General features: G+C 71.2%; 23 protein-coding genes and 1 pseudogene. 9 read left to right on the top strand and 15 right to left on the bottom strand.

Annotated features, from left to right (window positions below; all coding sequences use genetic code 11):
• Positions 1-244 precede the first annotated feature (244 nt).
• A complete protein-coding gene (locus tag ACIP93_RS15055; RefSeq protein WP_401758747.1) occupies positions 245-445 on the top strand; it encodes a DUF5708 family protein in 201 nt (66 codons plus the stop codon).
• A gap of 76 nt (positions 446-521) precedes the next feature.
• On the opposite strand, the gene ACIP93_RS15050 is transcribed toward ACIP93_RS15055, so the two are convergent.
• On the bottom strand, positions 522-1,202 hold the full coding sequence (locus tag ACIP93_RS15050) for an alpha/beta hydrolase (RefSeq protein WP_345217932.1): 681 nt from the start codon (positions 1,200-1,202) through the stop codon (positions 522-524).
• A gap of 91 nt (positions 1,203-1,293) precedes the next feature.
• Here ACIP93_RS15050 and ACIP93_RS15045 point away from each other — a divergent pair, with 91 nt between their 5' ends.
• Together ACIP93_RS15045 and ACIP93_RS15040 are read left to right on the top strand one after the other, a co-directional pair.
• Entirely contained in the window at positions 1,294-2,142 is an 849-nt protein-coding gene (locus ACIP93_RS15045) for a chitosanase (protein WP_401758877.1), read from the top strand.
• A gap of 85 nt (positions 2,143-2,227) precedes the next feature.
• Positions 2,228-3,034, top strand: coding sequence for a chitosanase (locus tag ACIP93_RS15040; protein WP_401758744.1), 807 nt, complete (start codon positions 2,228-2,230; stop codon positions 3,032-3,034).
• Positions 3,035-3,131: 97 nt separating this feature from the next.
• Here ACIP93_RS15040 and ACIP93_RS15035 read toward each other — a convergent pair whose 3' ends face one another.
• The 8 genes and pseudogenes from ACIP93_RS15035 to ACIP93_RS15000 form a co-directional block, all read right to left on the bottom strand.
• A complete protein-coding gene (locus ACIP93_RS15035) occupies positions 3,132-4,493 on the bottom strand; it encodes a nucleobase:cation symporter-2 family protein (protein WP_345219041.1) in 1,362 nt (453 codons plus the stop codon).
• Between the two features lie 387 nt (positions 4,494-4,880).
• Positions 4,881-6,296 carry an 8-oxoguanine deaminase gene (locus ACIP93_RS15030; RefSeq protein WP_401758741.1) on the bottom strand — a complete coding sequence of 472 codons (1,416 nt, stop codon included), beginning with the start codon at positions 6,294-6,296 and terminating at the stop codon, positions 4,881-4,883.
• A 45-nt stretch (positions 6,297-6,341) separates the two neighbouring features.
• Positions 6,342-7,823, bottom strand: a complete 1,482-nt coding sequence (locus ACIP93_RS15025) for a nucleobase:cation symporter-2 family protein (protein ID WP_345217926.1) — start codon at positions 7,821-7,823, stop codon at positions 6,342-6,344.
• Between the two features lie 103 nt (positions 7,824-7,926).
• Positions 7,927-8,850, bottom strand: coding sequence for a factor-independent urate hydroxylase (gene pucL, locus ACIP93_RS15020; protein ID WP_345217924.1), 924 nt, complete (start codon positions 8,848-8,850; stop codon positions 7,927-7,929).
• Between the two features lie 5 nt (positions 8,851-8,855).
• On the bottom strand, positions 8,856-9,263 hold the full coding sequence (gene uraH / locus ACIP93_RS15015; protein WP_345217922.1) for a hydroxyisourate hydrolase: 408 nt from the start codon (positions 9,261-9,263) through the stop codon (positions 8,856-8,858).
• A gap of 1 nt (position 9,264) precedes the next feature.
• Positions 9,265-9,792, bottom strand: a complete 528-nt coding sequence (gene uraD, locus ACIP93_RS15010; RefSeq protein WP_345217919.1) for a 2-oxo-4-hydroxy-4-carboxy-5-ureidoimidazoline decarboxylase — start codon at positions 9,790-9,792, stop codon at positions 9,265-9,267.
• A 209-nt stretch (positions 9,793-10,001) separates the two neighbouring features.
• Positions 10,002-10,322, bottom strand: a complete 321-nt coding sequence (locus tag ACIP93_RS15005; protein ID WP_345219040.1) for a helix-turn-helix domain-containing protein — start codon at positions 10,320-10,322, stop codon at positions 10,002-10,004.
• Positions 10,323-10,489: 167 nt separating this feature from the next.
• Positions 10,490-10,738 (bottom strand): annotated as a pseudogene (locus ACIP93_RS15000) (hypothetical protein); the annotation flags it as partial.
• Between the two features lie 125 nt (positions 10,739-10,863).
• On the opposite strand from ACIP93_RS15000, the gene ACIP93_RS14995 reads away from it, so the two are divergent.
• The 3 genes from ACIP93_RS14995 (at position 10,864) to ACIP93_RS14985 (ending at position 14,348) form a co-directional block, all read left to right on the top strand.
• The gene (locus ACIP93_RS14995) at positions 10,864-11,712 is read left to right on the top strand and encodes a TIM barrel protein (protein ID WP_401758735.1); all 849 of its coding nucleotides are present in this window, start codon (positions 10,864-10,866) and stop codon (positions 11,710-11,712) included.
• 57 nt (positions 11,713-11,769) lie between these two features.
• On the top strand, positions 11,770-12,660 hold the full coding sequence (locus tag ACIP93_RS14990; RefSeq protein WP_345217915.1) for a 2-hydroxy-3-oxopropionate reductase: 891 nt from the start codon (positions 11,770-11,772) through the stop codon (positions 12,658-12,660).
• A 227-nt stretch (positions 12,661-12,887) separates the two neighbouring features.
• Positions 12,888-14,348, top strand: coding sequence for a catalase (locus ACIP93_RS14985; protein ID WP_345217912.1), 1,461 nt, complete (start codon positions 12,888-12,890; stop codon positions 14,346-14,348).
• A 776-nt stretch (positions 14,349-15,124) separates the two neighbouring features.
• Here the strand turns inward: ACIP93_RS14985 and gcl are convergent.
• Entirely contained in the window at positions 15,125-16,909 is a 1,785-nt protein-coding gene (gene gcl, locus ACIP93_RS14980; RefSeq protein WP_345217910.1) for a glyoxylate carboligase, read from the bottom strand.
• Positions 16,910-17,251: 342 nt separating this feature from the next.
• Here gcl and ACIP93_RS14975 point away from each other — a divergent pair, with 342 nt between their 5' ends.
• Entirely contained in the window at positions 17,252-18,046 is a 795-nt protein-coding gene (locus ACIP93_RS14975; protein ID WP_401758730.1) for a hypothetical protein, read from the top strand.
• A 62-nt stretch (positions 18,047-18,108) separates the two neighbouring features.
• Entirely contained in the window at positions 18,109-18,696 is a 588-nt protein-coding gene (locus ACIP93_RS14970; RefSeq protein WP_401758728.1) for a GNAT family N-acetyltransferase, read from the top strand.
• Here ACIP93_RS14970 and ACIP93_RS14965 read toward each other — a convergent pair.
• Together ACIP93_RS14965 and ACIP93_RS14960 are read right to left on the bottom strand one after the other, a co-directional pair.
• Positions 18,674-20,311 carry an AMP-binding protein gene (locus ACIP93_RS14965; protein WP_401758725.1) on the bottom strand — a complete coding sequence of 546 codons (1,638 nt, stop codon included), beginning with the start codon at positions 20,309-20,311 and terminating at the stop codon, positions 18,674-18,676. The genes ACIP93_RS14970 and ACIP93_RS14965 overlap by 23 nt on opposite strands.
• Position 20,312: 1 nt before the next feature.
• Positions 20,313-21,854, bottom strand: coding sequence for an AMP-binding protein (locus ACIP93_RS14960; RefSeq protein WP_401758722.1), 1,542 nt, complete (start codon positions 21,852-21,854; stop codon positions 20,313-20,315).
• A 109-nt stretch (positions 21,855-21,963) separates the two neighbouring features.
• Between ACIP93_RS14960 and ACIP93_RS14955 the strand changes: the two genes are divergently transcribed.
• A complete protein-coding gene (locus ACIP93_RS14955; protein WP_401758873.1) occupies positions 21,964-22,824 on the top strand; it encodes a response regulator transcription factor in 861 nt (286 codons plus the stop codon).
• Here the strand turns inward: ACIP93_RS14955 and ACIP93_RS14950 are convergent, their stop codons facing one another.
• The 3 genes from ACIP93_RS14950 to ACIP93_RS14940 all read right to left on the bottom strand — a co-directional run bounded on the left by ACIP93_RS14950 (position 22,825) and on the right by ACIP93_RS14940 (position 25,072).
• Positions 22,825-23,283 carry an HIT family protein gene (locus ACIP93_RS14950; protein ID WP_345217898.1) on the bottom strand — a complete coding sequence of 153 codons (459 nt, stop codon included), beginning with the start codon at positions 23,281-23,283 and terminating at the stop codon, positions 22,825-22,827.
• A 156-nt stretch (positions 23,284-23,439) separates the two neighbouring features.
• Positions 23,440-24,048, bottom strand: coding sequence for an MBL fold metallo-hydrolase (locus tag ACIP93_RS14945; RefSeq protein ID WP_401758719.1), 609 nt, complete (start codon positions 24,046-24,048; stop codon positions 23,440-23,442).
• A gap of 46 nt (positions 24,049-24,094) precedes the next feature.
• Complete coding sequence (locus ACIP93_RS14940; protein ID WP_401758870.1) at positions 24,095-25,072, bottom strand: L,D-transpeptidase; 978 nt, start codon at positions 25,070-25,072, stop codon at positions 24,095-24,097.
• Positions 25,073-25,215 lie beyond the last annotated feature (143 nt).

Below are 25,215 nucleotides of genomic sequence, written 5' to 3'. Positions count from 1 at the left end.
TGGGGCCAATGGACCACAGGGACTCCGCGCCCGCATCCGCACGCGCCGTGCGGCGGAACTCCCCCGGCGGCACGGACGTCCCCCGGTCCCGTCCGCACCCGCTCCCGGCCGCTGGGCACCGCGCGCGGTCCGCCGAACGATGCAGCGCGGCTTCGTTCCGGCGGACGACGCCCCGCCCCCGCCCGCGTCCCTACGGTGGGGACACCCCCCCCGACCGGCAACTCAGCCGCACAAGGAGCCCGCCATGAACCGTGCCGTCAAGACCCTCCTCGAAGGAGCCGTGACCTTCCTGGCCGGTCTCGCCCTGAAGCTGTTCGGCACCGACGAGCAGATCGTGTGGGTGACGCCGACCAAGGCCGGGGTGGTCCTCATGGCCGTCGGCGGCTGCCTGCTCGTCGCCGCGCTCCTCCAGAGCCTGCGCGGCGCCGGGGCCTCCCGGACGTGAGCCGCCGGGCCGTGTCCCGCCCCGCTCCCGCCCGGGGCCCGGCCGGCGCCGTCCGCAGGGGCCCCGGGGGGCCTGCCTAGCTGCTGAAGAAGTCGCTCACCCGGTCCGCGAACTGCTGCGCGTTCCGCTCGTGGATCCAGTGCCCGCCCGGCAGGGTCACCTGCGCGCAGTCCGGGATGCGGTCGGCCATCTCGGGGACGTCGGTGACGTCCATGGCGCTCTCCGGGCCGCTGGTGACGATGAGCGTCGGGGCGACGATCTCACCCAGGCGCTCCAGCCACTCCTCCGGCGGCGAGGCGAGCTGGGCCTGGATCTCCGGGACCGCGTTCTCGTCGTAGTCGACCGGCCCCGAGCCCGGCAGGACGTCCGCCGCGCCGTCGAAGGGGGCCGGGGTCTCCTCCAGGACCAGGCGCTCCACCCGGTCCGGGTGGTCCTGGGCCAGGAGGTAGGCGACGACGCCGCCCATGCCGTGGCCGACCACGCCCGCGCGGTCGATCTTCGCCTCCTCGATGAAGCCGAGGACGTCCTCCTTCATGAGGTCCAGGTCGTACTCGTCGGGCCAGTCGCTCTCGCCGTGGCCGCGCAGATCGAGTGCGTACACCCGCCATTCCTCGCCGAGCGCCTGCCCGGTCTTCTCCCAGCTCGCGGCGGAACTTCCGATTCCGTGGAGCAGGATGACGGGCGCGCCGTGCTGGTCGCCCCAAGAGCGGTACGCCATGCGTACGTCGCCCACGTCGACGACGGAGTGATCTTCCATGACTCCGACCGTACAGGGGCCCCGGGGGTGGCACGGTCGTCGGGTGACGTCCGTTGTGCGTGGGGCGGGACCGGCGGCGCTGGTCCTGACGATGGTTCTGGTGGGGTGTGCGAGTGTCACGGAGGGGGGCGCCTTCGAAGGGGGCGGGGAGAGCGGACCGAGGGCGGGTCCGGCGCCCGTGCGGACGGAGACGGGTCCGCCGCCCGCACCGCGCGGGGCGGCCGCGGGTCTCGCCGAGCCGGCGAAGAAGGACCTGGCGATGCGGCTCGTGTCGAGCGCGGAGAACTCCTCCCTGGACTGGCGCCGGCAGTACCGGTACATCCAGGACATCGGGGACGGGCGCGGGTACACCGGCGGCCTGGTCGGCTTCTGCTCCGGGACCGGCGACATGGCGAAGGTGGTCGCGCGTTACGCCGCCGCCCGGCCCGGCAGCGCACTGGAGAGGTACCTGCCCGCGCTGCGCGGGGTGCGGGGCAGCGCCTCGCACGCGGGGCTCGGGCCGCCGTTCGTCCGGGCCTGGCAGCAGGCCGCCGACACCGATCCGGCCTTCCGCGCGGCGCAGGACGCCGAGCGGGACAAGGACTACTTCGACCCGGCGGTCCGCCAGGGCAAGGCGGACGGACTGGGCACGCTGGGCCAGTTCGTCTACTTCGACGCGTACGTCATGCACGGGTACGGGGACAGCATGGGCGGCGACGGCTTTCGCACGATGCGCCGGACCGCCCGGCAGCGGGCGGCGCTGCCGGCCGACGGCGGGGACGAGAAGGCGTATCTGAACGCCTTCCTGGACGCCCGCGCGGCCTCGATGAGGAAGGAGCCCGCGCACCGCGACACCAGCAGGATCGACACGGCGCAGCGGGTGTTCCTGCGCGAGGGGAACCTCACGCTCCGCACACCGCTGGTGTGGAAGGTTTACGGCGACACCTTCCGGGTGAGATGAAGGAACTCCCGCGGCCGGGCCCCGTTGAAAGCGGGCCCGGCCGCGCTTTTCCCACCCGCACCCCCCACCCGTACCGGAGCACCTCTTGCCGTTCGCCCGCCGCCTCCAGAACACCGTCCGCGCCCTGCTGGACCTGAGCCCCGCCGCAGCCGGGGCACGGGAGGGCGGTCCCCGTACGGGTGCCGCGCCCGGTCTGCGCGATCCCGCGAAGAAGGAGATCGCGATGCGGCTCGTGTCCAGCGCGGAGAACTCCTCGCTCCAGTGGCGGGAGCAGTACCGGTACATCGAGGACATCGGGGACGGGCGCGGATACACCGCCGGGATCATCGGGTTCTGCTCGGGAACCGGGGACATGCTGGAACTGGTCGAGCACTACGGCGCGGCTCGCCCCGGCAACGCACTGGAGCGGTACCTGCCCGCGCTGCGGCAGGTGAACGGGTCGGACTCGCACCGCGGGCTCGGCTCCGGCTTCGTACGCGACTGGCAGCGGGCGGCGCAGGACCGGGTTTTCTGCGAGGCGCAGGACCACGAGCGGGACCGGGTGTACTTCGACCCGGCGGTGCGGCAGGCGGAGCAGGACGGGCTCGGGGCGCTGGGGCAGTTCGTCTACTACGACGCGATGGTCATGCACGGGGCGGGCGGCCCCGACGGCTTCGACGCGATCCGGCGGGCGGCGCTGGAGCGGGCCGCCTCCCCCGCCCGGGGCGGTGACCAGGGGACGTACCTGGACGCCTTCCTCGACGTGCGCAGGAAGACGATGAAGCGCGAGGCGGCGCACGAGGACACCAGCCGGATCGACACGGCGCAGCGCGTCTTCGTGCGCGAGGGGAACTTCGACCTGCGGACGCCGCTGGCGTGGCAGGTGTACGGGGACAGCTACCGAATCGACTGACGGTGTGTCAGCATTGCGTGAAAATGACTGACGGGCAGTCAGCACGCGGTGGCCGTACGGGAGTTCCGTACGGCCACCGCGTGTTGGTGACGGGGTTTCAGTGGGCCGCCACCGCGGGCTTCTCGCTGCGGTGGGAGATCTCCTCGCCCGGCTCCATGGGGGCCGTGACCTCGTCGTCGTCGGCGCGCTTGCCGATGTGGTTGAAGACGAGGTTGAGGACGACGGCCGCCAGGCAGCCGGTGGAGATGCCGGAGTCCAGGATGATCTTCGCGGTCTCCGGGAAGTGGTGGTAGAAGGTCGGCGCGGCGATCGGGATGATGCCGACCGCGAGGGAGACGGCGACGATCAGGACGTTGTTGTCCTTCTCCAGGCCCGCCTTGACGAGGGTCTGGATGCCGCTGGCCGCGACCGAGCCGAAGAGCACGATGCCCGCTCCGCCGAGGACCGGGCGCGGGACGACCGCGATCAGCGAGGCGGCGATCGGGCACAGGCCCATCAGGATCAGGAAGCCGCCGCCCGCCGCGACCACGAACCGGCTGCGGATCTTGGTCATGGCGACCAGGCCGATGTTCTGGGCGAAGGCGCTGCACATGAAGCCGTTGAACAGGGGGCTGATCGCCGAGCCGAGGGCGTCGGCGCGCAGGCCCGCGGCGATGGTCTTCTCGTCGGCGGGCCGCTCGACGATCTCACCGAGGGCCAGCATGTCGGCCGTCGACTCGGTCATCGAGACCAGCATGACCACGCACATCGAGATGATCGCGGCGGCCACGAACTGCGGGGCCCCGAAGTGGAACGGCGTCGGGAACCCGACGACAGCCGCCTCGGTGATCGGCGTGAAGTCGGTGGCGCCGAAGGGGATCGCGATGAGCGTGCCGATGACCAGGCCGAGGAGCACGGCGATCTGCTTCACGAAGCCGCGGGTGAAGCGGCGCAGCAGCAGGACGATCACCAGGGTGATGCCCGCGAGGCCCAGGAAGGTCGTCGAACCGTAGTCGTCCGCCTTGGGGTTGGGGCCCTGCGCCCAGCCGAACGCGACCGGGAGGAGGGACACACCGATCAGGGTGATGACCGTGCCCGTGACGACGGGCGGGAAGAAGCGGACCAGCTTGGAGAAGAACGGCGCGGCGACGAAGCCGATCGCTCCGGCGACGATGATCGCGCCGAAGATGACCGGGAGCGCGTCCTCCTTGGACTGGCCGCCGGCTATCGCGAGCATCGGTGCGACACCGGCGAAGGTGACGCCGTTGACGAAGGGCAGCCGGGCGCCGATGTTCCAGACGCCGAGCGTCTGCAGGAGGGTGGCGAGACCGGCCATGAAGAGGCTGGCGCCGGTGAGGAAGGTGAGTTCCTTGCCGGACAGACCCACGGCCGCGCCCACGATGAGCGGGGGTGCGACGACGCCGGCGTACATGGCGGCGACGTGCTGGAGGCCGGTCGTGGCGAGCTTCAGGGGCGGCATGCCCTGGTCGACCGGGTGCTTCTCGGTAGGGGTGGTCGTGCTCTCCTCGGCGGTGTCGTCCGTCGAAGAGCCTTGCGCGGTGAACCTGGGCGACTTGGCCACAGCGTCCTCCTGTCGTTTTCCAGTGCCGGGATTGGCACGTGCTTCGGGGAGGTGGTGCGCGATGCAAGGTGCTGGTGGTGCTCAAGCAGGTGGTGCTCAGGGGGGTGCGGAGGGTGGTGCTGTTGCTGCCGTTCGCCCGGATACGCCGGACCGCCCCGGGGACGTGAAGTGTTGGGCCACGTCCCCGGGAACGGCTTCCGAGCAGCCCGCTCGGCTGCTCGGTTCCGGCCGGGAGCCGTCCCTCCCGGCCGGAATTCTTGTGCGGTGGTGACGAGGTGGCCTGCGTCAGCGCGGCTGCGCGGCCACGCGCGCCAGGCGCTGCGCCTCGTCCCGCGCTGCGCGGGCGATGGCGTCCTCGTCCACCGTGATCAGGTGGTTGCCCTCGACGACGGGTTCGCCGTTGACCAGGGACAGGGTGACCGGTGCCGCCGCGCCGAAGACGACGGCGGTGACCGGGTCGGCGATGGTGGAGTGGCCGAGACCGTCGATCCTCCACATCACCAGGTCCGCGAGCTTGCCGGCTTCGAGTGAGCCGATCTGGTCCGCGCGGCCCAGGACTTGGGCGCCTCCGTAGGTGCCGAGGCGGAGGGCCTGGCGGGCGTTGAGGGCCCGCTCGCGGTGCTCGGTGTGGAGGCGGTTGATGAGCAGCGCGTTGCGCAGCTCGGTGTGCAGCTCGCCGGACTCGTTGGAGGCGGTGCCGTCGACGCCGAGGCCCACCGGTACGCCCGACCTCAGCATGTCGGGGACGCGGGCGATGCCTGCGGCGAGGCGGGCGTTGGAGGAGGGGCAGTGCGCGACGCCGGTGCCCGTGCGGGCGAAGGCGGCGATGTCGGAGTCGTTCATGTGGACGCAGTGCGCCATCCACACGTCCTCGCCGAGCCAGCCCGTGGACGCGAAGTAGTCGGTGGGGCCCATGCCGAACAGCTCGTGGCAGAACTTCTCCTCCTCCACCGTCTCGCTGCCGTGGGTGTGCAGCCGTACCCCCTTGCGGCGGGCCAGCTCCGCGCCCTGGCGCATGAGTTCCGTCGAGACGGAGAACGGCGAGCAGGGGGCGACGGCGACCTGGGTCATGGCGTCGAAGGACGCGTCGTGGTGCTGGTCGACGGTCGCCTCGGTGGCGGCGAGCGCGCCCTCCAGGGTCTCGACCGCGAAGTCCGGCGGAAGGCCGCCGGCGGACTCGCCGCGGTCCATGGAGCCCCGGGCGAGGGTGAACCGTACGCCCATGTCGCGGGCGGCCCCGATGATCGCCGAGGAGAGGTCGCCGGAGCCGCGGGGGAAGACGTAGTGGTGGTCCATGGCGGTGGTGACACCGCCGCGGGCCATCATGGCCAGCGAGCCGCGGGCGGCCGCCGTCACCATCTGCTCGTCGATCCGCGCCCAGGTGGGGTAGAGCGCGGTCAGCCAGTCGAACAGGTTGTGGTCGGTGGCCAGGCCGCGGGTGATCCACTGGTAGAAGTGGTGGTGCGTGTTGATCAGGCCGGGAGTGACGAGGTGGCCGGTGCCGTCGATGCGGCGGACCACGTTGTCCAGACCTGCGGGCGCCGTGCCCGCGCCGATGGACTCGATCCGGTTGCCCGCGACGACGAGGTGGCCCGACGCGTATTCCGTGTCGTCGGCGTCGACGGTCGCGATCGCGCAGTTCTCGATGACGACGCGGGAGACGTCGTCCTTGCGCGAAGCTGTTGCTGCCGGTGCTGCCATAAGGCTGCTTCCTTTACCTCTGTGCTGATCGGGCACGGCAGGACCCTAGGAGGATTTGAGTGCCACGGACGCCGCCGGAGTGCGGCGTGCGCGGGTGCCGAGGTGGTGGAAGAACAGGTTGAGCAGGACGGCGACCAGTGCGCCGGCGCTGATGCCGGAGCCGAGGACGGTCTGCGCCCAGGCGGGGAAGTCCGCGTAGAAGGTGGGTGCCGCGAGCGGGATGATGCCCGCGCCGAGTGCCACCGCCACGAGGATGATGTTCGAGCTGTCGTCGAGTCCGGCCTCGGAGAGGGTACGGATGCCGCTGACCGCGATCGAGCCGAAGAGGACGATTCCGGCGCCGCCGAGGACGGGCATCGGCACCATGGAGACGACCGCGCCGAGCACCGGGAAGGCGCCGAGGAAGAGCAGCGCGCCGCCGGCGACGGCGACGACGTACCGGCTGCGCACCCGGGTGAGCGTGACGACGCCGACGTTCTGGGCGAAGGCGCTGGTGGGGAAGCCGCCGAAGACGGGGCCCACCAGGGTGGCGATGCCGTCGGTGCGCAGGCCGCGGGTGATGGTCCTGCCGTCGCAGTCGCGTTCGCAGATCTTGCCGAGGGCGAGCATCCCGGCCGAGGACTCGGTCATCAGCACCAGCATCACGATGCACAGCGAGAGGATCGCGGCGGGCTGGAACTCGGGGGCGCCGAAGGCGAAGGGCGTGGGCAGCGCGGCGATCGGGGCTTCCTTGAGGCCGCTGAAGTCGGCGAGCCCGAAGGGGATGGCCGCGAGCGTGCCGAGCAGCATGCCGAAAAGCAGCGCGACCTGCTTGACGAAGCCGGTGCCGAAGCGCTGGATCATCAGAATGACGACGAGGGTGAAGGCGGCGAGCGCCAGGTACTTCATGTCGCCGAAGTCGGCGGCTTCCTTGTCGCCGCCCTGCGCCCAGGCGACGGGCACCGGCATCAGCGTGACGCCGATGAGGGTGATCACGACGCCGGTGACGAGCGGCGGGAAGAAGCGGAGCAGCCTGCCGAAGAACGGGCCGACGGCGAGACAGAAGACTCCGGCGACCATCACCGCGCCGTAGATGGCCGGGAGCTGGTGGCCGGGGGCGCTGGTCTCGGCGATCGCGAGCATGGGCGCGATGCCGGCGGAGGAGGCGGCGTTGACGAAGGGGAGCCGGTTTCCGGCGAACTTCGCGACGCCGATCGTCTGGAGGATCGTGGCGAGTCCCGCGATCAGCAGGCTGGCGGCGATCAGCCGGGTCATCCCGGCGGCGTCCAGGCCGCAGGCCTGGCCGATGATGAGCGGAGGGGTGACGACGCCGGCGTACATGGCGGCGATGTGCTGGAGCGCGGCGGGGACGAGCCGCTTGGCGGGGAGCTTCTCATCCACCGGGTGCACGGGATCGAGGAGATCGACCGGCTTTCCGAGGGACGGCGAGTCGCCGCTGATGACGGTGGACTCGTCCTGCCGGGCGGGCTCGTCCGTCTGGGAAAAACACGGGCCTTCTGCTGCCGGCCCCTTTGCTGGCTGTGCCATGGATGTTCGTTCCCTCCGGTCCGCGGCGCCGCCCCCCGCCCGGCGGGGCTGGGGACGGCGCGGCCGTGACCGCGTCAGAGGTGGTCGAGGAGGACCGACCGCGTCAGAGGTTGGTCATGTCGACCGGGATCTGCGGCTCGACTCCGTCCCGCAGGATGGTGGCCTCGATCAGGCCGTACGGGCGGTCGGCGGCGAAGTAGACCTCGTTGTCGTTCTTGAGGCCGAACGGTTCGAGGTCGACCAGGAAGTGGTGGTTGTTGGGCAGCGAGAAGCGGATCTCGTCGATCTCGCTCCGGCTGTTGATGACCCGCGAACCCATCTGGTACAGCGTCTGCTGGAGCGAGAGCGAGTACGTCTCGGCGAAGGCCTGCAGGATGTGCTTCTTGGCCTGCTCGTACGACTTCTCCCAGTTGGGCATCCGCTGGTCGTCGCTGGTCCAGTTGTAACGCCAGGCGGCCGACACGTCGGTGCACAGGATGCGGTCGTACGCCTCCTTGAGCGTCGTGTACTTGTCCTTGACGTAACCCCAGAACTCCGAGTTGGTGGAGTTCATGACCGTGAGGTCCTTCAGCCCCGAGATGATCTCCCAGTTCTCGCCGTCGAAGGTGATCTGGGTGATGCGCAGCTCCTGGCCCTTGCGGGCGAAGGAGTGGTTGACCTCGTCGGACCCGATGAACTTGGAGTTGTTGTCCGAGGTCGCGATGCGCTCCCAGGCGTACTCCTCGATCCGGATGCGCGCCCGCTTGATCGGCTCCTGCGAGGTCACGAAGTGACGCGCGAGGTGGATGCCGAACTGCTCGGCGGACTCGATGCCGTACTCCTTGGCGAACGCGTACACCGTGTTCTTGGTGGTGTCCGTCGGCAGGACGTTGGCGTTCGAGCCGGAGTAGTGGACGTCCTCCATGTCGCCGGAGAGGGCGACCGAGACGTTCAGGTCCTTGATGTGGTGGGTGTCGCCGTCCCGCGTGATCTTGACGACGCGGTTCTCTGCTTTGCCGTACTGGTTCTGGCCGAGAATGGTGGGCATCGGTGCTAGCTCCCTCGGTATACGGAGTAGCCGAACGGGTTGAGCAGCAGCGGTACGTGGAAGTGTTCGCCCGGTACGACGGCGAAGGTGATCGCCACTTCCGGGAAGAACGCGCCGCTGTCCCTTACGCGGGGGGCGTCCTGCTGAGCCTCGGCTTCGGTCTCGCTCGTGCGGTGCTTGTTCGCGAAGTAGGTCTCGGTCTCGAAGTCGAGCCGGACGTGGGTCGTGCCCTCCGGCAGGGCCGGGAGGTCCTTGCAGCGCCCGTCCGCGTCGGTCTTCGAACCGCCGAGCGCCAGCCACTGCGCGTCCGCGCCGCTGCGGGCGGTGAGCGTGATGGCGACTCCCTCGGCGGGGCGGCCGATGCTGGTGTCCAGGATGTGCGTGGACACCGAGGCGGTGGTTGCGGTACTCATCTCAGTTCTCTTCTCCTGAATCCGCGGGGGATTCCACGAGGCGGGTCAGCCGGATGCGGTTGATCTTGCCCAGTTCGGCGCGGACGATCTCCCGCTCCTGTTCGGGCGAGTTGCCGCTCCGCTCACGCACCGCGTCGCGCATCTGCTCTCCGGTGGCGCCGGTCGCACAGATCAGGAAGACGTGTCCGAACTTTTCCTGGTACGCCAGGTTCAGTTCGAGCATCTCGGCCTTGAGTTCCTCGGAGGCGCCGGCCATTCCGCGCTGCTCGCGGGAGGAGGTCGGGTCCCCGGGCTTGGGGCGGCCGATCGGCGGGTGTCCCGCCATCGCCTCGGACAGGTCCTCGGCGGTGAGCTCCGCGAGTGCGGCGTCACTGGCGAGAAGGAGTTCCTCGGCGGAGGCGTACGGGCGCTGAGCGATGAGCTTGCTCCCCCACGCCGAGCTGGCACACACCTCGTGGAGTTCGGCCTGGGCCGCGCTCTCGGGGAGGTGGTTGAACCGGGAAAGGCCCGGTGTCTGGACCGAAGTCACGGGAGCCTCCGTGGCCTTGTGCTGGACGGGCTGGGCATAGCTAACGCCCTCGACAACTGGACGTCAACAGTTTGTTGAAAGTTCGCGAAGACAAAAGCCGCCGTCCCCAAGCGGGGGCGGCGGCGTCTCAAAATGATCGATCAAACGGCCTGTGGATCAAGGAACTTGGCGTCCGCCCGAGAGGTTCCGAGACGTGACGGGTCGGGAGTCTAGTCCGCTTTGGCGGCGTTCTCCCTGTTCAGGTAGTTGTAGACGGTGAAGCGGGAGACGCCCAGCGCGCCGGCCACCGTCTCCACCCCGTGCCGCACGGAGAAGGCGCCCCGCGCCTCCAGGGTCCGTACGACCGACTGCTTGGCCTTGCGGTCCAGCTCCGCCAGCGGCATCCCGTGCCGGCGCTCCAGCGCGAGGAGGATGTGGTCGAGGGAGTCGGAGAGCTGCGGGAGGCGGACCGCGACGACGTCCACGCCCTCCCAGGCGAGGACCACGTCGTCCCGCCCGGCCCCTGCGGGCTCCAGCATCTCCGCACCCATCGCGTCGACCAGCGGTTTGACCGCCGTGACCAGGGGGTGATCCCCGGGCCCGCCGGGCCCGCTGTCTGCCGTCACTTGTCGGCCTCCCCGTTCTGGGCCTGCTCGCTCTGGGCCTGGTCGCTCTGGGCCTGGTCGCTCTGGACCTGCTCGTTCTCGGCCTGCTCGTTCCGGGCCTGCTCGTCGATCACGTTGACCTGCAACGAGACGCGGGTGGCCCCGGCGGCGAGGGACGTGCGCAGCAGCGCGTCCACGGCGGTGAGCACGGCGTCGGCGCCGCCCTCCGCCGTATTGCCGAAGGGGCCCACGTCGACGGCGTCCAGCTCGGCCACCTGGATCACCTCACGGGCCGCCACCGCGTGCGGCGGCGCCTCGTCGAGATCGAAGGGCTCGGTCGTGAACTCCACTCTCAATCGCACGCGCACAACCTACTGCGACGAGCACGAAATCCGGCAGCCCCTCTTGACAAGTCCTCGGGACCGGCTGCAACCTTCCATCAAGCAGAAACTAACTTCCGCAATACGGAAGGAGCGCCGAACACCCCATGGGCTACTCGGACCACCGCTTCGATGTGAACCTCTCGATCCTCTTCACGGAACTCCCGCTCCTGGAGCGCCCGGCGGCAGCCGCCGCGGCCGGCTTCACGGCGGTCGAGCTGTGGTGGCCCTGGATCGAGACCCCGACCCCCGACCAGTCGGAGCTCGACGCCCTGAAGAAGGCGCTGGACGACGCCGGCACCCAGCTGGTGGGGCTGAACTTCTACGCCGGACAGCTTCCCGGCCCGGACCGCGGCGCGCTCTCCCTCCCCGGTGAGGAGTCCGACCGCTTCCGCGCCAACATCGAGGTGGCGGCCGACTTCGCCGCCTCGGTCGGCTGCCGGGCGCTCAACGCGCTCTACGGCAACCGGGTGGAGGGCGTGGACGCCCAGATCCAGGACACCCTGGCGCTGGAGAACCTCGTCCTGGCCGCCCGCGCCGCCGACCGCGTCGGCGCGGTCCTCCTGATCGAGGCCCTCAACAAGCCGGAGTCGCCGCTCTACCCGCTGGTGAGCGCGTCCTCCGCGGTCGAGGTCGTCGACAAGGTCAACAAGGCGACGGGACTCGGCAACGCCAAGTTCCTGCTCGACCTCTACCACCTGTCGATGAACGGACTGGACGCCGAGGACCTGGCCCAGGTCATCGACGCCCACGCCGACAAGACCGGCCACGTGCAGATCGCCGACAACCCGGGCCGCGGCGCGCCGGGCACCGGCGACCTCGGCCTCGAAGCCCTGCTCGACCGCCTGAAGAAGGCCGGTTACGAGGGCTGGGTGGGCCTGGAGTACAAGCCGGGCGACCGGCCCAGCGCCGAGGCCTTCGAGTGGCTCGACCGGTCGGCCCGCGCCGCCACGTGACGCCCGCGGGCGCCAACGGAACTTCTTGACACGCGTTTTGAGAGAGGCAGTACCCTCATGAGCACCCTTCCCACGATCGGTTTCATCGGCCTCGGCATCATGGGCTCCCCCATGTCCGAGAACCTGCTGAAGGCCGGTTACGAGGTCACCGGATACACCCTGGAGCAGGACAAGATCGACCGCCTGGTCAAGGCCGGCGGCAAGGGGGCCGGCTCGATCGCCGAGGCGGTCAGGGACGCCGACGTCATCGTGACGATGGTGCCCGCCTCTCCCCAGGTCGAGGCCATCGCCTACGGCGAGGACGGCATCCTGGAGAACGCGAAGTCCGGCGCGCTGCTGATCGACATGTCCTCGATCACCCCGCAGACCTCGATCGACCTGGCGAAGGCCGCCAAGGACAAGGGCATCCGCGTCCTGGACGCGCCGGTGTCCGGCGGCGAGGCCGGTGCGATCGAGGCCGTGCTGTCCATCATGGTCGGCGGCGAGCAGGCGGACTTCGACTCCGCCAAGCCGGTCCTGGAGGCCCTCGGCAAGACCATCGTGCTGTGCGGTCCGCACGGTTCGGGCCAGACGGTGAAGGCCGCCAACCAGCTCATCGTCGCCGTCAACATCCAGGCGTGCGCCGAGGCCGTGGTCTTCCTGGAGAAGTCCGGCGTGGACCTGAAGGCCGCGCTCGACGTCCTCAACGGCGGTCTGGCCGGCTCCACCGTGCTGACCCGCAAGAAGGACAACTTCCTCAACCGCGACTTCGCGCCCGGTTTCCGGATCGACCTGCACCACAAGGACATGGGCATCGTGACCGACGCCGCCCGCAACGTCGGCGCGGCCCTTCCGGTCGGCGCGGTCGTCGCCCAGCTGGTCGCCTCGCTGCGCGCCCAGGGCGACGGCGGCCTGGACCACTCGGCCCTGCTGCGCGCCGTCGAGCGCCTCTCCGGCCAGCAGGTCTGAAATCCCTCAGGCCCCACGGCCTGACCTGCGGCTTCCGTCGTGAAGCCGCCCTCGAACTCCGGGCTGCGGCAGCGCTGACACCTGTCCTGTCGCGCCCAGGCGCTGCCGCGGCCCGGGTCCCACACGTGCTCCACCCTTAAATTCAACAAACTGTTGACGCCGCGTTCTCCGCGTACTTACGCTCCTCACGCCGCCAGCAGATCCCGCAGGAAGGTCCCAAGGTCACCATGTCGAAGCGTGTGCTCACGACCGAGTCAGGCGCCCCGGTCGCCGACAACCAGAATTCCGCCTCCGCCGGTGTCGGTGGCCCGCTCCTCCTCCAGGACCAGCACCTGCTGGAGAAGCTCGCCCGCTTCAACCGTGAGCGCATCCCGGAGCGTGTCGTGCACGCCCGCGGCTCCGGTGCGTACGGCTACTTCGAGGTCACCGACGACGTCACCGGCTTCACCCGCGCCGACTTCCTCTCCGAGGTCGGCAAGCGCACCGAGACGTTCATCCGCTTCTCCACCGTCGCGGACAACCTCGGCGGCGCGGACGCGGTCCGCGACCCGCGCGGCTTCGCGCTGAAGTTCTACACCGAAGAGGGCAACTACGACCTCGTCGGCAACAACACCCCGGTGTTCTTCATCAAGGACCCGATCAAGTTCCCCGACTTCATCCACTCGCAGAAGCGCGACCCCTTCACGGGCAAGCAGGAGCCGGACAACGTCTGGGACTTCTGGGCGCACTCCCCCGAGTCCACGCACCAGATCACCTGGCTGATGGGCGACCGCGGCATCCCCGCCTCGTACCGCCACATGGACGGCTTCGGCTCGCACACGTACCAGTGGACGAACGCCGAGGGCGAGGCCTTCTTCGTCAAGTACCACTTCAAGACGAACCAGGGCATCCGCTGCCTGTCCTCGGACCAGGCCGCGGAGATCGCGGGCAAGGACGCCAACTCGCACCAGACGGACCTGCTCCAGGCCATCGAGCGCGGCGTCAACCCGTCCTGGACCCTGTACGTCCAGGTCATGCCGGCCGCCGAGGCCGCGGACTACCGCTTCAACCCCTTCGACGTCACGAAGGTGTGGCCGCACGCGGACTACCCGCTGCAGCGCGTGGGCCGGCTGGTCCTGGACCGCAACCCGGACAACGTCTTCGCCGAGGTCGAGCAGGCCGCGTTCTCGCCGAACAACTTCGTTCCCGGCATCACGGCCTCCCCGGACAAGATGCTCCAGGGCCGCCTGTTCGCCTACGCGGACGCGCACCGCTACCGCCTGGGCGTCAACCACACCCAGCTCCCGGTGAACGCGCCGAAGAACGCGCCGGCCGACAACTACGGCCGGGACGGCTTCTACGCCACCCGCTACGGCTCGCGCCACGACAAGAACTACGAGCCCAACTCGTACGACGGTCCCGCGCAGACGGACGCCCCGCTGGGCGCCCCGGCCGAGGTCTCCGGCTGGACGGGCACCTACGCCTACGCCCAGCACGTCAAGGACGACCACTTCTTCCAGGCCGGTGAGCTCTACCGCCTGATGTCGTCCGACGAGAAGGACCGCCTGATCGCCAACATCGCCGGCGGCCTCTCCCAGGTCTCCCGCGACGACGTGATCGAGAAGAACCTCGCGCACTTCCACGCGGCCGACCCGGAGTACGGCAAGCGCGTCGAAGAGGCTGTTCGCAGCCTGCGTGAGGACCAGTAATTCCCTGACTGCGGAAGGGGTCTGACGGGAGGTCAGGCCCCGACCGCTGTCCTTGCCGTCGGCCCGAAATGAGGGGTGGCCGGCGGCAAGGACCGATACGGGGCCCGCGGTGGCGGGTGAGCCAGTGCGGTGGTGAAGGCCGGCGCGTCTCTCCTTCTTGACCTGAGAGAAGGAGCGCGCGGCGGCTCATCGCCCCCACCGCGGCCTCTTTCGCACGAGGTTGCACGTGTGCCGAACCAGGGCGCGGAGTACGGACGGTCCCGTACTCCGCGCCCTTCGCCGTACCCCCACCTTCCGAGCCCGCCGCTCAGCCTCCGGCCCCCTGGCCAAGGGCAACCATCGCCCAGCGCCCAGCCTCCAGCGCCCAGCCCCCTCGGACATCGCAGCCACCCCGCCGCCTCCATCCCCTCGGACGTCGCAGCCGCCTTGCCGCCTCAGCCCCCTTGGGCGACGGGGCCGCCCCAAGGGGGCGAGGGGGGTACCCCCTGCTCGAGCGAAGCCGAGAGCTCGGGGGAGGGCGGGCAAGGGGGCGGCCCCTCCCGCTCCCGGCCCACCCCCGTCCCGCCCCCTCCCCACCGGCTTCCACCCCCTCGTCGCCGCGCCCCTCCCCCCGGCCACAGGCCCCGCCATGGCCGCCGGTCACGGCCCCCGGCCCCGCCGGTCCCCCGGCCAGCGCACCCCGCCACGCCCCACCTCACCCCCCCGGCAACGCAACGCGAAGGGGGCCGGCACGCCACCATGGCGTACCGGCCCCCTTCAAGGGCGCGTGCTGCGCGCTACTGCCCCACGAACGGCCGCACCGCGGTCGGCGCATGCCCCGGCTCCGTCACGACGTCCTCCCACTCGTTGACGGCGTCGATGCCCGCACCGCTCATCGAGATGTTGGTGACGCGCTCCAGGATGGCCTCGACCACGACCGGCACCCGGAACTCCTGGGCCAGCTTCTTCGCCTCCTCGAAGGCGGGCAGCAGCTGGTCCGGCTCGGTGACGCGGATGGCCTTGCAGCCGAGGCCCTCGACCACCTTGACGTGGTCGACGCCGTAGACGCCCAGCTCCGGCGAGTTGATGTTCTCGAACTCCAGGTTGACCTGGAAGTTGATGTCCAGGTTCCGCTGGGCCTGGCGGATGAGGCCCAGGTAGGAGTTGTTCACCAGGACGTGGACGTACGGGATCCGGTGCTGCGCGCCGACGGCCAGCTCCTCCAGCATGAACTGGAAGTCGTAGTCGCCGGAGAGCGCGACGACCTGGCCCTCCGGGTCGGCGGTGGCGACGCCGAGCGCGGCCGGGATGGTCCAGCCGAGCGGGCCCGCCTGGCCGCAGTTGATCCAGTGACGCGGCTTGTAGACGTGCAGCATCTGCGCGCCGGCGATCTGCGAGAGGCCGATGGTGGTGACGTACCGGGTCTCGGGGCCGAAGGCGCGGTTCATCTCCTCGTACACGCGCTGCGGCTTGAGCGGCACATTGTCGAAGTGCGTACGGCGCTGGAGCTTGGCCTTGCGGTCCTGGGTGGAGGCGGCCCACGCGCTGCGGTCGGGCAGCCTGCCCGCGGCCTTCAGCTCCTTGGCGACCTCGACGAAGAGCTCCAGGGCGGCCTTGGCGTCGGAGGCGATCCCGTAGTCCGGCGCGAAGATCTTGCCGAGCTGGGTGGGCTCGATGTCGACGTGGACGAACTTGCGGCCCTCGGTGTAGACGGCCAGGTCGCCGGTGTGGCGGTTGGCCCAGCGGTTGCCGATGCCGAGGACGAAGTCGGACTCCAGGAAGTTCGCGTTGCCGTAGCGGTGCGAGGTCTGCAGGCCCACCATGCCGGCGTTGAGCTCGTGGTCGTCGGGGACGATGCCCCAGCCCATGAGGGTCGGGATGACGGGCGTGCCGGTCAGCTCGGCGAACTCCAGCAGCAGGTCGGAGGCGTCGGCGTTGATGACGCCGCCGCCGGCGACGATCAGCGGGCGCTCGGACTCCAGCAGGAAGGAGAGGGCCTTCTCGACCTGGGGGCGGGTCGCGACCGGCTTGTAGACCGGCAGCGGCTGGTACGTCTCGGGGTCGAACTCGATCTCGGTGAGCTGCACATCGATCGGCAGGTCGATGAGGACCGGTCCCGGCCGGCCGGAGCGCATCAGGTGGAAGGCCTCCTGGAACACGCCCGGGACCTGCGCGGCCTCCAGGACGGTGGTGGCCTTCTTGGTGACCGGCTTGGCGATCGAGGCGATGTCGACGGCCTGGAAGTCCTCCTTGTGGAGCTTCGCGACCGGGGCCTGGCCGGTGATGCACAGGATCGGGATCGAGTCCGCGATGGCCGAGTAGAGGCCGGTGATCATGTCGGTGCCGGCGGGGCCCGACGTACCGATGCAGACGCCGATGTTGCCGGCGTTGCTGCGGGTGTAGCCCTCCGCCATGTGGGAGGCGCCCTCGACGTGGCGGGCGAGCGTGTGCTTGATCCCGCCGCCCGTCTGGAGGGCCTTGTAGAAGGGGTTGATCGCCGCGCCGGGCACGCCGAACGCGTGGCTGACGCCTTCGCGCTTGAGGATCTCAACAGCCGCGAGGGCGGCGGTCATACGGGGCATCGGGTCACTCCTGTGCTTCAGGCCGGGTTTCCGTAATGCGGAATAACTGTTCTGCTATGTGGAAGCAACATAGGATGCGGAGGTGCCGCCGTCAAGGGAGGAGTCCACGGAACGGGAGCGGCGCGCATGGCGGACCGCACAAAGGGGCACGCCGGAAACCGGGAAGGCCGCACGGAGGGGTCCACGGACCGAAACGTCGGCGGAAAAGACGTGAAGTACCTGCCAAGGCTTCACAGTTGGTGTGACCATGGAGTGACACAGCGCATCAGTCGTTCCTGCGTTCACGCCCGGTCGCGCACCGCCGGACGTGCCCGCCGGACGCGACGTTCCGGAGGTCCCCCCATGGGAAGCAGCGTGCCGGTGCGGTGCCCCGCCTGCCGCCGTGACCACGCGTACGAACCGCCCGTCTTCCCCTGCGCGTGCGGCGCGCCGCTGGCCCCGCCGCTCCAGCGCGGCGCGCCGGCGCAGCCCATCACGCACCGGACCTGGACGGACTCCTGGGTGACGGTCCGCTGCCCCGCCTGCGGCCGCACCGACCAGTGGCCGCAACCGGAGCTGGGCTGCGGCTGCGGCACGGTGCTGCGCATCCCGGTCCGCCCCGCCCCGACCGTGCCCCCGGCCGCCGGGGCCGCCGGGCCCCCGGTGACGCGCCCCGAGCCGCTCCGCACGGACGAGGTCCTGGCCGGTGCGGCGGACCGCGAGGCGGACCCCGACGCCCCGCGGGAGCGCTCCCGCGCCCCCCGCCCGCCCTTCCGTCCCCTGACCATCCGCACCGCCCGGGACGCCGTCACCGCGGCCGCGCTCTACCTGAAGTGGCTCGGCTTCCGGGGCATCCTGCAGTCCCCCGAGCACCCGGCGTCGGGCATCGACCTGCGGGCGCCCGGCCTGGTCGCACAGGTCGACCCGAGCACGGAGCCGTCCACGCTGCGCGACGTGGAGTGCCTGTGGCTGCACGGGCTGAACCAGTCGGCCGTCGCGGTCTTCTTCTCCCTGACGGGGTACGAGCCGGCGGCCCGGGCCCGCGCGGAGGAACTGGGCGTCCCGCTGTTCGTCCTCGACCTCACCGGCACCCCGAAACCGGCCACCCGCGCCGCCGACGACCTGGCGGGCAGCAGCACGGGCCCGGCGGGCGGCTGACGGGACGGGAAAGCCGCCGGCGGAAGCGGGTGCGCCCCCGGCGTCCGCGCGATACTCGACTCATGTCAGCACTTCGCCCCCGGCCGCGGACGCGGCCCGTGCCCGTCGGGGCGCGCTCCGCGATCCGGCTCGCCCGGGCCGCCGAGCTGCCCCTGCTCCAGGAGATCGAACGGGCGGCCGGTGAGCCGTTCCGGGACATCGGCATGACGGAGGTCGCCGACGACGACCCGCCGTCGCTCGATTTCCTGACTCTCTATCAACTCGACGCCCGAGCCTGGGTGTTCACCGACCCGTCCGACGTCCCCGGCGGGTACCTCATCTGGCAGGAGGTGGACGGCGCGGCCCACATCGACCAGGTGTCCGTGCATCCGCGCCTCGCCCGCCAGGGCGCGGGCCGGGCCCTGATCTCCCGTCTCGCCGAGGAGTCGGGCCTCCCCGCCCTCACCCTGACGACCTTCGCCCGGGTCCCGTGGAACGCCCCGTACTACGCACGCCTCGGCTTCCGCACCCTCGCCGACGCCGAACTCACCCACGGCCTGCGGGAGATCGTCGCCGAGGAGGCGTCGATGGGCCTCGACCGCTGGCCGCGGGTGTGCATGCGCCGCGAGGGGACGGGGCCGGTGGGCCTCAGCTTCCGTACCGCTCCCTGAGTTCCACCTTGCGGACCTTGCCGCTGACGGTCATCGGGAAGGCGTCCAGGACCTCGACCCGGCGCGGGATCTTGTAGTGCGCGAGCCTGCCTTCGCAGTGGGCGGCGATCTCGTCCCGGGTCGGGGGGTCGGCGGGGTCCCGCGGCACGACGCAGGCCAGGATCTCCTCGCCGTAGCGTGCGTCGGGGACGCCGACCACCTGGACGTCGGCGATCTTCGGGTGGGCGTGGAGGAACTCCTCGATCTCTCGCGGGTACACGTTCTCGCCGCCGCGGATGATCATGTCCTTGATGCGGCCGACGATCTGGACGCAGCCGTCCTCGCGCATCGTGGCGAGGTCGCCGGTGTGCATCCAGCGGGCGGGGTCGACGACCTCGGCCGTGCGGCCGGGGTCGTCCCAGTAGCCGAGCATCACGCTGTAGCCGCGGGTGCAGAGTTCGCCCGAGGAGCCGCGGGGCACGGTGGCGCCGGTGGCCGGGTCGACGATCTTGACCTCCAGGTGGGGCAGGACGCGGCCGACGGTGCCGGTGCGGCGTTCGAGGTCGTCGTCGCGCCGGGTCTGGGTGGCGACGGGCGAGGTCTCGGTCATGCCGTAGCAGATGGACACCTCCGCCATGTGCATCTCGGCGACGACCCGCTTCATGACCTCCGTCGGGCAGGGGGAACCGGCCATGATCCCGGTGCGCAGGGTGGAGAGGTCGTAGGCGGCGAAGTCGGGGAGGTTCAGCTCGGCGATGAACATGGTGGGGACGCCGTAGAGGGAGGTGCAGCGCTCGTCCTGGACCGCGCGCAGGGTGGCGGCGGGGTCGAAGGAGGGGGCGGGGATGACGACGCAGGCCCCGTGGGAGGTGGCGGCGAGGTTGCCCATGACCATGCCGAAGCAGTGGTAGAAGGGCACCGGCAGGCAGATGCGGTCGTGTTCGTCGTAGCCGATGGTCTCGCCGACGAAGTAGCCGTTGTTGAGGATGTTGTGGTGGGAGAGGGTGGCGCCCTTGGCGAAGCCGGTGGTGCCGGAGGTGTACTGGATGTTGATCGGGTCGTCGCAGGACAACTCGGCGGCGCGCGCCTCCAGTTCGGCCTCCCCGGCCGGGTCCGCGAGGAGCGCGTCCCAACTCGGGTCGCCGATGTGGTGGACGGAGCGCAGGCTCGGGCAGCGGCCGGCGGCCTCGGCGGCGAGGGCCCGGTAGTCGCTCCTCTTGTGCGTGCGGGAGGCGACGAGGAGGGAGACGCCCGCCTGGTCGATGACGTACGCCAACTCGTGCGATCGGTAGGAGGGGTTGATGTTCACCAGGATCGCCCCGATGCGGGCGGTGGCGTACTGGAGCAGGGTCCACTCCGGGCAGTTCACCGCCCAGATGCCGACCCGGTCACCCTTCCCGACGCCCCGGGCGAGCAGTCCGCGCGCCAGCTCGTCGACGTCCGCGCGCAGTTGCCGGTACGTCCACCGCCTGCCGGACGGCACGTCGACGAGTGCCTCCCGGTCGGGGAAGGCGGCCGCGGTGCGCAGCAGGTTGGCGCCGATGGTGTCGCCGGTGAGGGGGACGGAGCCGGTTCCATGGGCGTACGACAGCGGCTCCCGGCCGGGCGCCGAAGCGTGGATCCCCTTCTCCCGCATCTCAGTTGACCTCCCGGTCCAGGCCCGTCCAGTACGGTTCGCGCAGTTTGAACTTCTGGATCTTGCCGGTGGCGGTGCGCGGGATCTCCGACCGGAACTCCACCGACGTCGGGGCCTTGTAGCCGCCGATCCGCTCCTTGCAGTGGGCGATGATGGCGGCCTCGTCGGCGTCCGCGCCCTCCGCGAGGACGACCAGCGCCTTGACGGTCTCCCCCCACTTCTCGTGCGGAACGCCGATGACGGCGACCTCGGCGACGGAGGGATGGCTGAAGACGACGTCCTCGACCTCGATCGAGGAGACGTTCTCGCCGCCGGTGATGATGACGTCCTTCTTGCGGTCCGAGATCGTGAGGTGGCCGTCGTCCGGGTCGAGGAAGCCGCCGTCGCCGGTGTGGAACCAGTCGTCGGCGAGGGCTTCCGCCGTCTCCTCCGGCTTCTCCCAGTACGCGTCCAGTACGACGTTGGAGCGGGCCAGCACCTCGCCCGACTCGGCCACCCGGAGCTTCACGCCGAGGGCCGGAACGCCCGCCCGGGACAGCTTGCGGGCGCGCTCCTCGGCGGGCAGGGCCTCGTCGGCGGGCCGGGTGCGGTTGAAGGTGAGGAGCGGGGAGGTCTCGGTGAGGCCGTAGATCTGGGTGAACTCCCAGCCCAGCTCCTCGCCCATGCGCCGGATGGTGCGGGTGGGCGGCGGGGCGCCCGCGCAGACGACCCGGACCCGGTCGCGGCCCGGGATCTCGCCCTCCCAGGACGCGGCGGCGTCCAGGACCGCGTTCCAGACCGCGGGCGCGCCGCACATCAGCGTCACCCCGTGCTCCCGCACCCGCCGCAGGATCTCCGCGCCGTCGACCTTGCGCAGCACGACCTGCTTGGCCCCGAGCCCGGCCATGACGAACGGCATCCCCCACCCGTTGCAGTGGAACATCGGCAGGGTGTGCAGGTAGACGTCGCGCTCCCAGGCGCGGGTGTGCAGGCCGAAGGTCAGCCCGTTCACCCAGATGTTGCGGTGGGTGAGCTGCACCCCCTTGGGGCGGGCGGTCGTCCCCGAGGTGTAGTTGATGGTCGCGGTGGCGTCCTCGTCGGGCCGGGACCAGGGGCGCGGCTCGACTCCGTACCGCATCAGCTCGGTGTCGCTCTGCTCGCCGAGCACGAAACGGTGACGGGCCTTCACCCCGCTGAGCGCGTCGTCGAGTTCGGGGTCGACGAGCAGCACTTGGGCGCCGCTCTGGCGGACCATGTAGGCGATCTCCTCCGGTTTCAGCCGAAAGTTGATCGGCACGCAGATCCGTCCGCTCGTCGGGACGGCGAACAGCAGCTCCAGCAGCCGCGCCGAGTTGTGGCTGACGACGGCGATCCGTTCGCCCTCGCCGACGCCGAGCGCGTCGAACCCGGCCTGCCAGGCACGCACCCGGGTCGCCAGTTCGCCGTACGTGGACGTGGGAACGGGCGGCGCGGGCTGGCGGGGTTCGTCGATCACGCCGGGGCTGGAGGCGAATCCCAGCTCGGCGCGGTCGAGGAAGTCGGAGATGGTCATCGGCGTCCGCATCGTGCTCTCCCTGTGTCGGCCCTGGTCGCTAACATCCTGTTCCAGTGGCCTGGATCTCACTACCCCCGAACGGGGGTGGAAGGGAGCGCACGTGAGGGACGTTTCCGGCATGTCCGGGGCGGGGCGGCGTCACCCGGGCCGTGCTTCGGGGGCGCACGCCGCCGAGATGCGGGCCGCGCTGCTGCGGCTGCGGCGGGTCACCGGCGTCCCGGTCGCGTTCGGCGGGCTGCTGACCGGGCCGGCCGAGCTGTGCATCGCGGAGCTGAGCGGGGCCTCCACCCGTGCCCTGGAGGGGCTGCTCGTCTCCTCGGGCATCGGGCTCGGCGGCAAGTCGATCGCGCTGAGACGCCCGTGCGCGGTCACCGAGTACCTCTCCTCGCGGCACATCAGTCACGAGTACGACGCGGCGGTCACCGCGGAGGGCCTGCGCTCGGTGATCGCGGTGCCGGTGATCGTGCGGCGGCGGGTGCGCGGCGTCCTGTACGCGGCCCTGCGCACCCCGCAGTCCCTCGGTGACCGGGCGGCGGGCGCGGTGCTGGACGCGGCGCGCGAGGTGGAGCAGTCGCTCGCGGTACGGGACGAGGTGCGCCGCCTGCTGGAGGTGGCGCGGGAACCGGGTGCGGGGGCCGGTGCGTGGGAGGAGGTCCGGGAGGCGCACGGCGAGCTGCGCGCGCTCGCGCCGCGCATCGTGGACCCGGAGCTCCGGGCGGAACTCCTCGCCGTGTGCGGGAGGTTGGCGGGAACGTGCCGCGACGGGGAGCCGGCCGGATACGACGTGGTGCTCACCCCGCGCGAGACGGACGTGCTGGTGTGCGTGGCCTCGGGCGCGACGAACGCGGCGGCGGGCGAGAAGCTGGGGCTGCGGCCGGAGACGGTGAAGGGCTATCTGCGCTCCGCGATGCGGAAGCTGGGGTCGCACACCAGGCTGGAGGCGGTGGTGGCGGCCCGCCGGGCGGGACTGCTGCCCTAGCTAGCCTTCGAGCGCGCGGGCGAGCAGTCCGGCCAGTTCGTCGCATCGCTCCGGGGACACCCACTCCGCCTCGGGCCGGGCCAGGTACCCGAACACGGCGGGCCCGCACCGGTCGGCGGGCTGGTCGGCCATGCGGGGCACGACGTGGAAGTGGGCGTGCCCGAAGCCTTCTGCCTCGGCGAACTGGACCACGTACGACTTCACGCACCCGGTGACCTCCCGCAGCGCCCGCGACAGCCGCACCTGCCACAGGCCGAGGGAGGCGGCCTCGGCGTCGGTGAGGTCGTGGACGGCGGTGACGTGCCGCCGGGGCAGCAGGACGAGCCAGCCGGGCAGCGCGGAGTTGAAGGCGAGGACGACCCGCCAGTGCTCGTCCCGGGCGACGCGTTCCCGGGGCGGGGCGTCCGGGAGGCGGGCCTCCTGGGCGCAGGGATAGCAGTCGGTCGCGGGGTTCGGCATGGGCCGAGCTTAGGGATCGCGGCGTAAGGCGCATGTCATGCGCGCCGGGGCGGGGACCGGCCCGGTGGCCGGCCCCCGTGAAGCACTGGGGCGACCTCACCGGTCACGGGGACGCCGTGCCCCGGAGGCGCTCCGCCGGCCCTGTCGGCCGCGCCGTCAGAGCCGTGAACCCGGTTCGAGGTAGCGGTAGTTCGCCGTGCCCTGTTCCGCCAGCCAGCCGTTCGCGCTGGCCAGGCCGCGGGAGTTGAGCTGGGCGTCGTGGATGCCGAGGGCGCGTTCCGGGCGGAGGGCGCGGGTGAAGTCGATGGCCTCGCTCATGCGCATCCAGGGGGCGTGCAGCGGGACCAGCAGGGTTTCGACCGGGGCGTCGGGGGTGTGGAACGAGTCGCCGGGGTGGTAGACGGCGTCCTCGATCAGATAGCCGAGGTTGGCGCAGTCCGGGAGGTCGCCGTAGATGGGGGCGTGGACGCCGCCGTGGGCCGTGACGCGGAAGCCGGCGGCGGTGAAGGCGTCGCCCGGCCCGACCTCGGTGACGGGGAGGTCCGGGAGGCCGGGCAGCGCGGCGCCCTCGGGGGCGTACACCGGAATGTCCAGGCCGCGCAGGTGCGAGGCGTCGATGTGGTCGGCGTGTTCGTGGGTGACGAGGACCGCGTCCGCGCCCCGCAGCGCTTCGGGCTCGCTCCAGGCGCCGGGGTCGATGACCAGGACGCCGAGGCCTTCCCGTTCCAGGCGGACGCAGGAGTGGGTGAACTTGGTGAGGCGCATGGGAGAGACGTTATGTCCGCGGCAGGCGCCTCACAGACGATTTCGGTCAGACCGCGGGGCGTTCGCCCAGTGCGCTGCCCGCCGGCCAGTCGGACCAGGAGAGGTTCCAGTCGCCGTAGCCGTTGCCGAAGCCGTAGCCGTTGCCGAAGTGGTCCATCGGCTTGCCGGTCGTTCCGGTGGCCTCGATGACGTCGCCGACGCGGCTGAGGCCGTACAGCCACTTGGCGTCGGCCTCCGACATGCCGATGCAGCCGTGACTGACGTTCTCCTTGCCGAAGGACTCCGCGTGGTCGGGGGCGGCGTGGAGGTACTCGCCGCTGACCGTCTCGCGCATGCTCCAGTCGTACGGGGCGTAGTAGCCGTCCGGGCTGTCGCGCGGGACGCCGATGGTGCGCGAGTCCATGAGGACGCGGCCGTCCTTGGAGAGGATCGTCTTGATGCCCTCGCGGGTCTTGAAGCGCTTCTCGCCGCCGCTGACGGGGATGGTCCGCAGCGTCCGGCCGTCGCGGACCACGGTCATGGTGTGGGCGGCCAGGTCGACCTTGCTGATCATGGAGTCGCCGGTGGTGAAGGAGAGCCTGCGGTAGCGGTCGACCGCGGTGCCGTCGGCGAGCTTCACGTGGGACAGCCGGGCGTCGAGCGTCACCCTGGTGCGGGCGGGCCAGTAGTGCTCGGGGCGGAAGTGGACCAGGGTGTCGCCCTTGGACTCCGTCCAGTGCCAGGCGCCGGTGAGCGGGGTGGAGGCGGTGACCGCGAGGGCGCCCTCGATGCCCGCGCGGAGCGACGCGTCGACCTTCTGGCCCGGGAAGACCAGGGCGAGCGGCTGGCCGACGCCGACCGTGCTGCCGTCCAGCGGGGCGATCCGCGGGGCGGCCGTGCGGCGCGGCGCGGCGCGGCCAGCCTCTCGGCGGGCGGGGCGGGTTCCGCGCCCGGCGCGGGGGTGGCGGCGGGGGCCTTGGGCTCGACGTCGGCGACCGGCACCTGGTCCGTGGGGGTGAGGGCCCGGCTCCCCTCCGCCGCGCAGGCCGTGGCGGCGAGGGCGAGCGCCGCCGCCACGACGGGTGTGCGGACGGCGGACGTGACGGTGCGGCGCATTCTTCCCCGTACCTCCGGGAGACCGGGCACGGCCGGGGTTCGACCGGCCGGTCCCTCACGGCAGGAGGCCCG

Origin of the sequence: Streptomyces sp. NPDC088745 (assembly GCF_044751045.1) — a bacterium.
Taxonomy (GTDB): domain Bacteria; phylum Actinomycetota; class Actinomycetes; order Streptomycetales; family Streptomycetaceae; genus Streptomyces; species Streptomyces cremeus.
The sequence above is the reverse complement of the archived record's forward strand: the minus strand, read 5'-3'. Positions and strand labels throughout refer to the sequence as shown.

Coding starts and splice junctions, on each gene's coding strand:
- uraH (WP_345217922.1), bottom strand. CDS start 9,263: ATGAGTACCGCAACCACCGCCTCGGTGTCCACGCACATCCTGGACACC.
- pucL (WP_345217924.1), bottom strand. CDS start 8,850: ATGCCCACCATTCTCGGCCAGAACCAGTACGGCAAAGCAGAGAACCGC.
- ACIP93_RS14985 (WP_345217912.1), top strand. CDS start 12,888: ATGTCGAAGCGTGTGCTCACGACCGAGTCAGGCGCCCCGGTCGCCGAC.
- ACIP93_RS14950 (WP_345217898.1), bottom strand. CDS start 23,283: ATGCCGAACCCCGCGACCGACTGCTATCCCTGCGCCCAGGAGGCCCGC.
- ACIP93_RS14960 (WP_401758722.1), bottom strand. CDS start 21,854: ATGCGGACGCCGATGACCATCTCCGACTTCCTCGACCGCGCCGAGCTG.
- ACIP93_RS15030 (WP_401758741.1), bottom strand. CDS start 6,296: ATGGCAGCACCGGCAGCAACAGCTTCGCGCAAGGACGACGTCTCCCGC.
- ACIP93_RS15025 (WP_345217926.1), bottom strand. CDS start 7,823: ATGGCACAGCCAGCAAAGGGGCCGGCAGCAGAAGGCCCGTGTTTTTCC.
- ACIP93_RS14945 (WP_401758719.1), bottom strand. CDS start 24,048: ATGCGCCTCACCAAGTTCACCCACTCCTGCGTCCGCCTGGAACGGGAA.
- ACIP93_RS14965 (WP_401758725.1), bottom strand. CDS start 20,311: ATGCGGGAGAAGGGGATCCACGCTTCGGCGCCCGGCCGGGAGCCGCTG.
- ACIP93_RS14955 (WP_401758873.1), top strand. CDS start 21,964: ATGTCCGGGGCGGGGCGGCGTCACCCGGGCCGTGCTTCGGGGGCGCAC.
- ACIP93_RS14970 (WP_401758728.1), top strand. CDS start 18,109: ATGTCAGCACTTCGCCCCCGGCCGCGGACGCGGCCCGTGCCCGTCGGG.
- ACIP93_RS15055 (WP_401758747.1), top strand. CDS start 245: ATGAACCGTGCCGTCAAGACCCTCCTCGAAGGAGCCGTGACCTTCCTG.
- ACIP93_RS15050 (WP_345217932.1), bottom strand. CDS start 1,202: ATGGAAGATCACTCCGTCGTCGACGTGGGCGACGTACGCATGGCGTAC.
- ACIP93_RS14975 (WP_401758730.1), top strand. CDS start 17,252: ATGGGAAGCAGCGTGCCGGTGCGGTGCCCCGCCTGCCGCCGTGACCAC.
- ACIP93_RS15045 (WP_401758877.1), top strand. CDS start 1,294: ATGGTTCTGGTGGGGTGTGCGAGTGTCACGGAGGGGGGCGCCTTCGAA.
- ACIP93_RS15005 (WP_345219040.1), bottom strand. CDS start 10,322: ATGGGTGCGGAGATGCTGGAGCCCGCAGGGGCCGGGCGGGACGACGTG.
- gcl (WP_345217910.1), bottom strand. CDS start 16,909: ATGCCCCGTATGACCGCCGCCCTCGCGGCTGTTGAGATCCTCAAGCGC.
- ACIP93_RS14990 (WP_345217915.1), top strand. CDS start 11,770: ATGAGCACCCTTCCCACGATCGGTTTCATCGGCCTCGGCATCATGGGC.
- ACIP93_RS14995 (WP_401758735.1), top strand. CDS start 10,864: ATGGGCTACTCGGACCACCGCTTCGATGTGAACCTCTCGATCCTCTTC.
- ACIP93_RS15035 (WP_345219041.1), bottom strand. CDS start 4,493: ATGCCGCCCCTGAAGCTCGCCACGACCGGCCTCCAGCACGTCGCCGCC.